Below are 482 nucleotides of genomic sequence, written 5' to 3'. Positions count from 1 at the left end.
ACGCCTTCGGCACGCAACACCGCCTCCAGCGCGGCGAGCGTCAGCAGAACCTTGTGCTTCATCGCGTTGTAGCCCATCGCGCCGAACCGCCAGACCTTGCCGGCAAGCGGACCGAACGCGGTGCCGATCTCGATCTCGAAATCCTCGCGCATTCGGCGCCGGACCGTTTCCGCGTCCACCCCGTTGGGGATGAAGGCGGCGGTGACGTTGGTCATGCGATAGCGATCGTCGCCGAACACGGTAAGACCCATCGCGCGCAGGCCGGCGGTCATGGCGGCGCCGGACGCGCGGTGACGCGCGTAGCGAGCCTCGACGCCTTCCTGAAGCATGATCCGGGCGCATTCCCGCGAGCCGTAGAGCATGGTGGTCGCCTCGGTATGGTGGTTGAGGCGCTTCTCCGACCAATAGTCCATCACCATCGCCAGATCGAAATAGTTGGACCCTATCCGGAGGCCGTCCCCATCGTCGATATCGTCGCGGCG

The 482-nt window shown here is 65.6% G+C and carries 1 pseudogene; it reads right to left on the bottom strand.

Annotated elements, in window-relative coordinates:
• Positions 1-482 (bottom strand): annotated as a pseudogene (locus AACY52_RS30520) (alanine--glyoxylate aminotransferase family protein); the annotation flags it as partial.

This window comes from Pseudomonas sp. EA_65y_Pfl1_P113, assembly GCF_963970525.1.
In the GTDB taxonomy this organism is placed as follows: Bacteria; Pseudomonadota; Gammaproteobacteria; order Pseudomonadales; family Pseudomonadaceae; genus Aquipseudomonas; species Aquipseudomonas tritici.
This window is presented reverse-complemented; position numbering and strand designations above follow the sequence as displayed.